This is a genomic window from Halomonas sp. (assembly GCF_014859505.1).
Classification (GTDB): Bacteria; Pseudomonadota; Gammaproteobacteria; order Pseudomonadales; family Halomonadaceae; genus Halomonas.
On the sequence record NZ_JACUUD010000022.1, the window covers coordinates 26,298 to 36,602 of the forward strand.

Below are 10,305 nucleotides of genomic sequence, written 5' to 3' on the forward strand. Positions count from 1 at the left end.
AGGGGACCATGGAGACATGCTGCGTGAAGGCGCTGGTGACGGGCAAGGTGCAGGGAGTCTGGTATCGCCGGGCAACCCAGGAGAAGGCCCTCCAGCATCGGGTCACCGGCCATGCCCGGAACCTGCCCGATGGGCGAGTGGAGGTGCTGCTGTGCGGCGGCCCCGATGCCGTGAAGGCGGTCAGCGAGTGGCTCTGGAAGGGGCCGGAGAACGCACGGGTCACCCATGTGGAGCTCGAGGTGATCGAGGCCCACGTACCCGATGATTTTCGGACCAGCTAGCTCCTAACTCAGCACATCGGCAATCCAGTCGCTCACCGTCTCGCCGTCCACCCCCAGGCAGACGTCCACCGCCGGCGTCCGCGACCAGCGTGAGTCGATGAAGGCCCGGCCCTCTGGGGCGAACAGCGTCTGGCCCTCGGCATCGTCCTCGGTGACCACCGTCAGGTGACCGCGCGCCGTGGTGAACAGGTCGGGTCTGAGCAGCCAGGCGAGGGCACAGCTGTCGTGGGGACAGCAGCCGTCGATGCCCAGGAACTCCTGATAGAAGTCGCGATAGAAGGCGTAGCTGCCGGCCAGGACCCTGCCTAGTTCGCCCTGGCCGGACTCGATGCGCGCCATGTGCGCCGGGGTCAACACGCAGCGGTGGGTGACGTCGAGCCCCACAAGGGTCAGCGGCCAGCCGGCTGTCAGCACGCGGCGCGCTGCATGGGGATCGTTGAACATGTTGGCCTCGGCGACCGGGGTCACGTTGCCTCCTTCGCGGATCGAGCCTCCCATGATCACCACCTGCTTGACCCGCTCGGTGAGGGTCGGGTCGAGCTGCAGGGCCGCCGCCAGGTTGCCCAGGGGGCCAACTGCCACCAGAGCGACCTGGCCGGGGTGAGCATTGACCGTGTCGACGATAAACTGTGCTGCGGTTCGGGGATTCGCCTTACCCTTCACCTCGGGCAGAGGTATGTCGCCCAGGCCATTAGCCCCGTGGATGTGAGCGGGCGGCGGGTAGCGCGTCTTGACCAGCGGCGCGGCGGCTCCCTGAGCAACCGGGACGTCGTCGCGGCCAGCCAGCTGGGCCAGCAGCAGGGCGTTGCGGGTCGCCACCTCCACGTCCACGTTGCCGTAGGTGGTGGTCAGGCCCAGTAGGTCGAGCTCTGGATGGCGCAGGGCGATGGCGATGGCCTGGGCGTCGTCCACCCCGGGGTCGGTATCGAAGATGATCGGCTGTTTCATGACGTCTCTCCTTTTAATGCCCGCTCGACATCGGCGAGGTCGGGTATGCTCTCGGCGGCGCCGGGGCGCTGGACGGCCAGGGCCGCGGCGGTGGCGGCTCGCTTCAGGCACTCGCCGACCGGCAGCCGCGCCTGCCGGGCGGCCATGAAGTAGCCGATGAAGGTGTCGCCGGCCCCGGTAGTGTCCACGGCCTTGACCGGCAGCGCCGGCTGATGCACTCGCTGGTCACCCTGCTGGTGCCAGGCGCCTTCGCCGCCCAGGGTCAGCACGACCTCGCTGGCGGGCAGCTGTGCGGCCAGGGCGTCGAGCAGGGCGTCTGCGCTGGCGTCCAGCTCAAGGCCGGTGAGACCGGCCGCCTCGCTGCGGTTGACGAACAGCAGTCGGCAGCGCCACAGCGGCAGCCCGAGTACCTCTTCGGAGATGGGGGCAGGGTTGAAGGCGATCTTCAGCCCATGGTCGTCGGCCAGGGGGAGCAGCGTGGTGAGCCCGAGACACTCGTTCTGGGTCAGCAGCCAGTCGCCGGGCTGGGTGCCGGCCACCAGCTCGCTCAGGTCGGCGCGGCGGAAGCCATGGTTGGCCCCGGGGAATAGGATGATGGCGTTCTCTGCTTGATGATCCACCTGGATGATCGCGTGGCCGCTGGGTTCATCCAGGAGGTTCACCCGGGAGACGTCGACACCGGCCCGGGAGAGGGTGTCGCGGGCCCAGGCGTCCTGGCGGCCCAGCCGGCCCCAGTGGCAGACGCGGCCGCCGGCCCTGGCCATGGCCAGGGACTGGTTGGCCCCCTTGCCGCCCAGGCCGACCCGGTAGTCATCGCTGGCCAGGGTCTCACCGGGCCTGACCAGGTGGGGGACACGATAGACGTGATCGAGGTTGATGGAGCCGAAGTTGTGCAGCATGGGCCTGCTCCTCCTTCACTCGGCCTGCCAGTCGCGCAGGTTCTCGGCGGTGAGCGCCACGATCTTCTGGCGCGCCTCCGGCGTGATCCAGGCGTTGTGGGGCGTGACGATCAGGTTCAGCGGCTCCGCCAGGGCATCGATGAGCGGATGGCCATCCCGGGGCGGCTCCACCGGCAGCACGTCGACGCCGAGCCCGCCCAGGCGACCCTCGCGCAGGGTTGCCAGCGCCGCCGGCTCGTCGATGATGCCTCCCCGGGCGCAGTTGACCAGCAGGGCGCCGGGCTTGAGGGTGGCCAGCAGGCCGGCATCGACCAGGTGGCGGGTAGCGTCGTTCAGCGGGCAGTGCAGGCTGATGATGTCGGCAGCGGGGGCGAGCCTGGCCAGGCTCGGTCGAGTGTCGGTGGCCTCGTTGCCCGGGCGGGCGGCGAAGGTCACCCCCATGCCGAAGGCCTCGGCGAGCTGGGCGACTCGACTTCCCAGCACCCCCTGGCCGACGATGACCAGCTGCTTGCCTTCCAGCTGCAGGGTGCCATGGTCCATCAGGCAGAAGAAGGGGCTCTCGCCCCAACGCCCCTCGGCCACGTCGCGCTGGTAGAGCGGCAGGCGGTTGGCCAGGCTCAGCATCAGCATCAGGGTGTGCTGGGCCACGCTGGCGGTGCCGTAGGCGCTGACGTTCTTCACCGCGATGCCCAGGCGCTCGGCGGCGGCCATGTCGATATTGTTGGTCCCCGTCGCTAGAACACAGATCAGCTTCAGATCGGGCAGGGCCTCCAGGGTGGGAGCGTCGAGCACCACCTTGTTGACGATGCCGACCTGGGCACCGGCCAGGCGCTCGCGGGCTTCCGTAGCCGTGCTCTGGTCATGCACCTCAAGGGGATCGACCCGTTCGCGAATCGGTTCAAGGTCGATATCGGGGCCGAGGCTGGCGGCGTCGAGGATAACGGCTTTCATCGGTTGGGCTTCCTTGTGGTGCCTTGGGCGGCGCGCCTTGCCCACAAGGGTGCCGGGCACGCTATAATGTCGGGCTTTGGCAGGCTTGGTTTCGCAGCGGGCCGGCCACCGCTTCGTTCTCGCCGGGTACTCCCGGCAGCGTCCTGATCGGAATAACGTGACTTTCCGGAGTGATCAAACCATGCCCATCTACGAATACGAGTGCAAGGCCTGCGGTCAGCGCCTGGAAAAACTCCAGAAGCTCAGCGCCGCGCCGCTGACCGACTGCCCCGCCTGCGAGGCCCCCGCGCTCTCGCGGCTGGTATCGGCGGCCGGTTTCCGCCTGGCCGGCGGCGGCTGGTACGAGACCGATTTCAAGTCGGGCAGCAAGAGGAACCTGGCCGGTGATTCGGCTTCCGGTGACGCCTCGTCGTCGAATCAGGCCGCCTCGAAACCGACATCGCCAGACACGGCATCACCGAAGAAGGGCGCGGCGGCCTGAGGGACGTCCTGCGTGCCGCCACTTCTCCAATTACGCTATAAAACAGGATACGACATGCGCAGCCATTATTGCGGCCAGCTCAACGAGACCCTGGTGGACCAGACGGTCACCCTGTGCGGCTGGGTACACCGCCGCCGTGACCACGGGGGCGTGATCTTCCTCGATATGCGCGATCGTGACGGTATCGCTCAGGTCGTGGTCGACCCCGACACCGCCGAGGCCTTCGCCACCGCCGACCGCGCCCGCAGCGAGTACGTACTGCGCATCCAGGGCCGCGTACGGCTGCGCCCGGAAGGCACTCAGAATCCCAACATGCCCACCGGCATGATCGAGGTGCTCGCCAGGGAGGTGGAGGTGCTCAACACCGCCGCCACGCCACCCTTCCAGCTCGACGAGCACGGCAAGGTGGGCGAGGAGGTGCGCCTCAAGCACCGCTATATCGACCTGCGCCGTCCCGAGATGATCGAGAAGCTGCGCCTGCGCTCGCGAATCTCCCACAGCGTGCGCGCCTTCCTGGAGGGGCAGGGCTTCCTCGACATCGAGACCCCGATCCTGACCCGCGCGACCCCGGAAGGGGCCCGCGACTACCTGGTGCCGAGCCGCACCCATCCGGGCAGCTTCTTCGCGCTGCCCCAGTCGCCGCAGCTGTTCAAGCAGCTGCTGATGGTGGCCGGCTTCGACCGCTACTATCAGATCGCCAAGTGCTTCCGTGATGAGGACCTGCGCGCCGACCGCCAGCCGGAGTTCACCCAGATCGACCTCGAGGCCTCCTTCGTCTCCGAGGACGACATCATGGGCATCACCGAGGCGATGATCCGCCAGCTGTTTCAGGAGGTGCTGGCCGTCGAACTGCCCGAGTTCCCGCGCATGACCTGGACCGAGGCGATGACCCGCTACGGCTCCGACAAGCCGGACCTGCGCATCCCGCTGGAGCTCACCGACGTCGACGACCTGATGCAGCAGGTGGACTTCAAGGTGTTCTCGGGCCCGGCCAGCGCCGAGGATGGCCGCGTGGCCGCGCTGCGCGTGCCGGGTGGTTCCAAACTCTCCCGCAAGGAGATCGACGAGTACACGAAGTTCGTCGGCATCTACGGCGCCAAGGGGCTGGCCTGGATCAAGGTTAACGAGCGTGCCAAGGGCATCGAGGGCCTGCAGTCCCCCATCGTCAAGTTCATGGAGAACGTGGTGGAGCAGCTGCTCGACCGCGTCGGCGCCGAGGACGGCGACATCATCTTCTTCGGGGCCGACAAGGCGCGCATCGTCAACGAGGCGATCGGCGCACTGCGGGTCAGGCTGGGCGAGGATCTCGACCTCTACACCCAGCCCTGGGCGCCGCTGTGGGTGGTGGACTTCCCGATGTTCGAGGCCGATGACGACGGTCGCCTGAGCCCGCTGCACCACCCCTTCACCTCGCCGTCGTGCACCCCCGAGGCACTCAAGGCCAACCCGGCGGGCGCGCTCTCCCGGGCCTACGACATGGTGCTCAACGGCACCGAACTGGGCGGTGGCTCCATCCGTATCCACGACCAGGCCATGCAGACCACCGTGTTCGAGATCCTCGGCATCGGCGAGGAGGAGGCCCGCGAGAAGTTCGGCTTCCTGCTCGATGCCCTGCAGTATGGCGCACCGCCCCACGGCGGCCTGGCCTTCGGCCTCGACCGCCTGGTGATGCTGATGGCGGGGGCCCGCACCATCCGCGAGGTGATCGCCTTCCCGAAGACCCAGAGCGCCGGCTGCCTGATGACCGACGCCCCGGGCGAGGTCAGCGTCGACCAGCTGCGCGAGCTGAGCATCCGATTGCGCCAGAAGGCCAAGGCGGAAGGGCAGGAATGATCGCTTCTGGCACCTGACGCAGCAGGATACCGGCGCCCCATGGGCGCCGGTGTCGTATGATGGCGACTCGCCAGGCCAAGGAGGCCACCCATGCCGAAATCTCTCCGGCTCGCCGCGGGCGGGCGATCATGCTGATCCTCGGCATCGACCCCGGCTCGCGGATCACCGGCTACGGCGTGCTCGACGTCTCCACCTCGACCCCGCGCTACGTGGCCAGTGGCTGCATCCGCATCCAGGCCGACGACCTGGCCCAGAAGCTGGCCCAGGTCTACGCGGGCGTCAGCGAGCTGATCGCCGTGCATCGCCCGGCGGAGTTCGCCATCGAGCAGGTGTTCATGGCCAAGAACGCCGATTCGGCGCTCAAGCTCGGCCAGGCCCGCGGTACCGCCATCGTCTGTGCCGCCAACCATGGCCTGCCGGTGAGCGAGTACGGTCCGCGGCAGATCAAGCAGGCGGTGACCGGCACCGGCAGCGCCGGCAAGGCCCAGGTGCAGCATATGGTGACGGCGGTGCTGGGCCTCTCCGCCACGCCCCAGGCCGATGCCGCCGATGCCCTGGCCATCGCCCTGACCCATGCCCATGCGCGCCTCGGCCTGCTGCAGACGGGTAGCTTCGGCGGCCACAGGAGCCGCAGGAAGGGCGGCTCCTGGCGGGATTTTCGACCCTGAGGCTGTCGCCCCGCGGCGACGCCTCCGACGGGCTCTCCGGGTTGTCGAACGCTGTTTCATCACAGGCTGGCCAGCCATGCAAGCGACCAGTATAGTGGCGGCATCGGCGGTGTCTGCCGCCTTGCCTGACGTGAAGGACACGGATTTCCCCATGATTGGACGCCTGCGTGGCACCCTGCTAGAGAAACAGCCTCCCTGGCTGGTGGTGGACGTGGCCGGGGTCGGCTATGAACTCGAGGCCTCCATGACCACCCTGGTGGCCCTGCCGGTCACCGGCGAGTCTGTCTCCCTGCACACCCACCTGATCGTGCGTGAGGACGCCCACCTGCTCTACGGTTTCGCTCGGGAGCAGGAACGGGCGCTGTTCCGTGCACTGATCAAGGTCAATGGCGTCGGCCCCCGGCTGGCCCTGGCGATCCTCTCCGGCATGGACGAGGCGGCGTTCCAGCGCTGCGTGCTCGATGACGACGTCAAGTCGCTGATGCGTCTGCCCGGCGTTGGCAAGAAGACCGCCGAGCGGCTGATCATCGAGATGCGCGACCGCTTTCCCCATTGGGAGCCCGGCGACGACGCCCTGGCGGGCCTGGTCGGCGGTACTACCCCGACCCCTGCGCGCCACGACCCCCTGGCCGACGCCGAGGCGGCCCTGGTCAGCTTGGGCTACAAGCCCACCGAGGCGGCCAGGATGCTGACGGGCCTGGAGGGCGAGGGCAGCACCGAGGCGATGATCAAGGCGGCCCTGAGCCGCCGGATGGCGGGGTAGCGCGATGCTCGAGAACGATCGCCTCATCGCCGCCGACGTCCGCGAGGGCGAGGAGCCCATCGACCGCGCCATCCGCCCCAAGCGGCTGGTTGACTACATCGGCCAGCCGCGTGTGCGCGAGCAGCTCGAGATCTTCATCGGTGCCGCCCGAGGGCGTAACGAGAGCCTCGACCACACTCTGGTGTTCGGCCCCCCGGGACTCGGCAAGACGACGCTGGCCAACATCATCGCCGCGGAGATGGGCGTAGGGCTAAAGTCCACCTCCGGACCGGTGCTGGAGCGGGCGGGCGACCTGGCCGCCATGCTCACCAACCTCGAAGCCGGCGATGTGCTGTTCATCGACGAGATCCACCGCCTCTCGCCGGTGGTGGAGGAGATCCTCTATCCCGCCATGGAGGACTTCCAGCTCGACATCATGATCGGGGAGGGGCCCGCAGCGCGCTCCATCAAGCTCGACCTGCCGCCCTTCACCCTGGTCGGGGCGACCACCCGGGCGGGGCTGCTCACGTCACCGCTGCGGGATCGTTTCGGGATCGTCCAGCGCCTGGAATTCTACGCCATCGGCGAACTCACCGAGATCGTTACCCGCTCGGCGCGACTGATGGGGGTCGAGACCGACAGCGAGGGCGCCCTGGAGGTAGCCCGCCGGTCCCGGGGCACGCCGCGCATCGCCAACCGCCTGCTGCGCCGCGTGCGTGACTACGCCGAGGTGCGCGGCAGCGGCCGCATCGACGCCGCGATCGCCGACCGAGCGCTGGACATGCTGCACGTCGATCATCACGGTCTCGACCATATGGACCGCCGCCTGCTGCTGGCGATGATCGAGAAGTTCGACGGCGGCCCGGTGGGCGTCGACTCTCTAGCCGCCGCCATCGGTGAGGAGCGCGATACCATCGAGGATGTCATCGAGCCCTTCCTGATCCAGCAGGGGCTGATGATGCGGACCGCCCGCGGCCGGGTAGTGACCCGCCAGGCCTGGCTGCACTTTGGCCTGGCACCGGACGAGAATGTCGCGGACGCTGCGGGGGAGACCCGGCCGTGAGCGAGTTCCGGCTGCCAGTGCGCGTCTATATCGAGGACACCGATGCCGGTGGCATCGTCTACTACGTCAACTATCTGAAATACATGGAGCGGGCACGCAGCGAATGGCTGCGCGAACTGGGGATCACCCAGCGCGAGCTGTTCGAATCCGGCATCCAGCTGGTGGTTCACCGGCTGGAGTGCCGCTATGCCAAGCCCGCCCGGCTGGACGACGCGCTCGAGGTGAGCGCCGAGGTCCGGTCCCATGGCCGCGTCCGGCTTCAGTTCGCCCAGGTCGTGAGCCGTCGCGGGGAACCCTTGTGCGAGGCGCGGGTCGACATCGCCTGCATCGATGCGACGCGCCTCAAGCCCGTATCCTGGCCGCCGGCCCTGGCTGCGCGGCTCACACACCTCTCTGACCAACCGCAAGCCCAACGAGGATGCCCGTGAACGACTCCATGTCCATACCCCACCTGATCATGAGCGCCAGTACCGTGGTGCAGCTGGTCATGCTGCTGCTCACGGTGGGCTCGATCCTCTCCTGGGTCGTGATCTTCCAGCGTACCTTCGTGATGCGCCGCGCTCGCCGCACCCACCAGGCCTTCGAGGAGCGCTTCTGGTCCGGGGTCGACCTGAACGAGCTCTACCGGGAGACCCCGGCCGAACAGGAGACCCAGGGCGCAGAGCACGTATTCCGTGCCGGCTTTCGCGAGTTCAACCGCCTGCTGCCCAAGACCCGCAGCCCCCAGGCGATCCTCGACGGCGTCCAGCGCAGCATGCGGGTCGCCTGGTCCCGAGAGGAGGAGCGCCTCAGCCTGCATCTGGTGTTCCTGGCCACCGTGGCCTCGGCCAGCCCCTATATCGGCCTGTTCGGCACCGTCTGGGGCATCATGGGCTCCTTCCAGGCGCTCTCCATGACCCAGCAGGCGACGCTTGCCACAGTGGCACCATGGATCGCCGAGGCGCTGATCGCTACTGCCATGGGCCTGTTCGCCGCGATTCCCGCGGTGATCTTCTACAACCGGCTCTCCTCCGAATCGGGCCGTCTGCTGGGCAAGTACGAGGACTTCGCCGAGGAGTTCCACTCCATCCTGCACCGCAACCTGCAGGGCCGGCCCGAAACCGGCGCCGCCTGAGGGAGTCTGGAAATGAATGGACCTTTCAATCGCGGCAGCGGGCGCAAGCCCATGGGCGAGATCAACGTCGTGCCTTTCATCGACGTCATGCTGGTGCTGCTGGTGATCTTCATGATCACGGCTCCCATGATGACCCAGGGCGTCCAGGTCGATCTGCCACAGGTCACCTCCGAGCCTATTGAAACGCCGGAGGACAGTGAGCCAATTATCGTCGCGCTTGACCGCGAGGGGCAGATCTACCTGGAGCTGGGCAGTGACTCGACGCCGGTGAGCCTGGACGAACTCGCCGACCGGGTGATCATCCTGCTGGAGCGTGGTCCCGGCACGCCGGTGATGGTGCGGGGAGACCACAGCGTCTCCTACGGTCAGGTCGTCACCCTGATGAGCACCCTGCAGGTCGCCGGCGTCGCCAACGTCGGGCTGATCTCCGAACCACCCGGCGGGGAAGGCTGAGGAGTCCAGATGGCCATACAGGACCCACGGGTGGGGTACGGCCTGCCGACGATCCTGGCGATAGCGCTGCACGTCGTCGTGGTGCTGTTCAGCGTGATCAGCCTGCCGACCAGCGAGCCGGAACCCAGCTCGTCCTCCATCGTCCAGGCCACCCTGGTCAGCACCGAGACGGTGACCGACCAGGCCCAGCGTGCCGAGGCGGCCAGGGCCCGCGCCCTGGCACGTCAGGCAGACGAGCTGCGTGAGGCCGAAGAGGCCGCGCGTCAGGCCGAGGAAGCCGCCGCCGCCGAGCAGTCAGCCCGGGAAGCACAGCGCGAGGCGGAGGAGCAGGCCCAGGAAGAGGCCCGTCGTGCCGCCGAGGCGGCAGAGGCCGACGCCAGACGACGCGCCGAGGAGGCCGACCGCCAGGCCCAGCTGCGTGAAGAGCAACGTGAAGCGCAGAGCGAACAGCAGGCGTTGGAGGCCGAGCGCCAGCGTCAGGCGGAGCAGGAGGCTCAGCGCCAGCGTGAGGCCGAGGCAGAAGCTGAACGCCAGCGTGAGGCCGAGGCAGAAGCCGAGCGCCGGCGCCAGGCGGAGCAGGAGGCCCAGCGCCAGCGTGAAGCCGAGGCAGAAGCTGAACGCCAGCGCCAGGCCGAAGCAGAAGCCGAGCGCCAACGTCAGGCGGAGCAGGAGGCCGAGCGCCAGCGCCAGGCCGAGGCAGAAGCCGAGCGCCAGCGTCAGGCGGAGGCAGAAGCCGAGCGCCAGCGTCAGGCGGAGGCAGAAGCCGAGCGCCAGCGTGAGGCCGAGGCAGAAGCCGAGCGTCAGCGTCAGGCGGAGCAGGAGGCCCAGCGCCAGCGTGAGGCCGAGGAGGCCGCGCGGCGTGCCGCCGAGGA

13 protein-coding genes are annotated in these 10,305 nt (G+C 68.4%); 10 read left to right on the forward strand and 3 right to left on the reverse strand.

Annotation, left to right across the window (positions count from 1 at the left end; all coding sequences use genetic code 11):
- Nucleotides 1-8 precede the first annotated feature (8 nt).
- Nucleotides 9-281, forward strand: a complete 273-nt coding sequence (locus tag IBX53_RS05285; RefSeq protein WP_290906480.1) for an acylphosphatase — start codon at nt 9-11, stop codon at nt 279-281.
- Nucleotides 282-284: 3 nt separating this feature from the next.
- On the opposite strand, the gene IBX53_RS05290 is transcribed toward IBX53_RS05285, so the two are convergent.
- Genes IBX53_RS05290 through IBX53_RS05300 form a run of 3 tightly spaced genes read right to left on the reverse strand, consistent with a single transcriptional unit; the run spans nt 285 to nt 3,079 of the window.
- Entirely contained in the window at nt 285-1,229 is a 945-nt protein-coding gene (locus IBX53_RS05290; protein ID WP_290906482.1) for a nucleoside hydrolase, read from the reverse strand.
- On the reverse strand, nt 1,226-2,128 hold the full coding sequence (locus IBX53_RS05295; protein WP_290906484.1) for a ribokinase: 903 nt from the start codon (nt 2,126-2,128) through the stop codon (nt 1,226-1,228). Before IBX53_RS05295 ends, IBX53_RS05290 begins: the two co-directional genes overlap by 4 nt.
- Nucleotides 2,129-2,143: 15 nt before the next feature.
- Nucleotides 2,144-3,079 carry a D-2-hydroxyacid dehydrogenase gene (locus IBX53_RS05300; protein ID WP_290906487.1) on the reverse strand — a complete coding sequence of 312 codons (936 nt, stop codon included), beginning with the start codon at nt 3,077-3,079 and terminating at the stop codon, nt 2,144-2,146.
- Nucleotides 3,080-3,260: 181 nt separating this feature from the next.
- On the opposite strand from IBX53_RS05300, the gene IBX53_RS05305 reads away from it, so the two are divergent.
- The 9 genes from IBX53_RS05305 to IBX53_RS05345 form a co-directional block, all read left to right on the forward strand.
- A complete protein-coding gene (locus tag IBX53_RS05305; protein WP_290906490.1) occupies nt 3,261-3,560 on the forward strand; it encodes a zinc ribbon domain-containing protein in 300 nt (99 codons plus the stop codon).
- A gap of 54 nt (nt 3,561-3,614) precedes the next feature.
- Nucleotides 3,615-5,393 (forward strand): aspartate--tRNA ligase, encoded by a 1,779-nt coding sequence (aspS, locus tag IBX53_RS05310; RefSeq protein ID WP_290906493.1) that lies wholly within the window; start codon nt 3,615-3,617, stop codon nt 5,391-5,393.
- A 128-nt stretch (nt 5,394-5,521) separates the two neighbouring features.
- Entirely contained in the window at nt 5,522-6,061 is a 540-nt protein-coding gene (ruvC, locus tag IBX53_RS05315; protein WP_290906520.1) for a crossover junction endodeoxyribonuclease RuvC, read from the forward strand.
- A 151-nt stretch (nt 6,062-6,212) separates the two neighbouring features.
- Nucleotides 6,213-6,824 carry a Holliday junction branch migration protein RuvA gene (gene ruvA / locus IBX53_RS05320; RefSeq protein ID WP_290906497.1) on the forward strand — a complete coding sequence of 204 codons (612 nt, stop codon included), beginning with the start codon at nt 6,213-6,215 and terminating at the stop codon, nt 6,822-6,824.
- 4 nt (nt 6,825-6,828) lie between these two features.
- Nucleotides 6,829-7,866 carry a Holliday junction branch migration DNA helicase RuvB gene (ruvB, locus tag IBX53_RS05325; protein WP_290906500.1) on the forward strand — a complete coding sequence of 346 codons (1,038 nt, stop codon included), beginning with the start codon at nt 6,829-6,831 and terminating at the stop codon, nt 7,864-7,866.
- The gene (gene ybgC, locus IBX53_RS05330; protein WP_290906504.1) at nt 7,863-8,294 is read left to right on the forward strand and encodes a tol-pal system-associated acyl-CoA thioesterase; all 432 of its coding nucleotides are present in this window, start codon (nt 7,863-7,865) and stop codon (nt 8,292-8,294) included. Before ruvB ends, ybgC begins: the two co-directional genes overlap by 4 nt.
- Entirely contained in the window at nt 8,291-8,980 is a 690-nt protein-coding gene (tolQ, locus tag IBX53_RS05335; protein WP_290906506.1) for a protein TolQ, read from the forward strand. Before ybgC ends, tolQ begins: the two co-directional genes overlap by 4 nt.
- Before the next feature lie 12 nt (nt 8,981-8,992).
- Complete coding sequence (gene tolR, locus IBX53_RS05340; RefSeq protein WP_290906509.1) at nt 8,993-9,433, forward strand: protein TolR; 441 nt, start codon at nt 8,993-8,995, stop codon at nt 9,431-9,433.
- 9 nt (nt 9,434-9,442) lie between these two features.
- Nucleotides 9,443-10,305, forward strand: an 863-nt coding sequence (locus tag IBX53_RS05345) for a protein TolA (RefSeq protein WP_290906512.1), incomplete at its 3' end; no start/stop codon positions are given.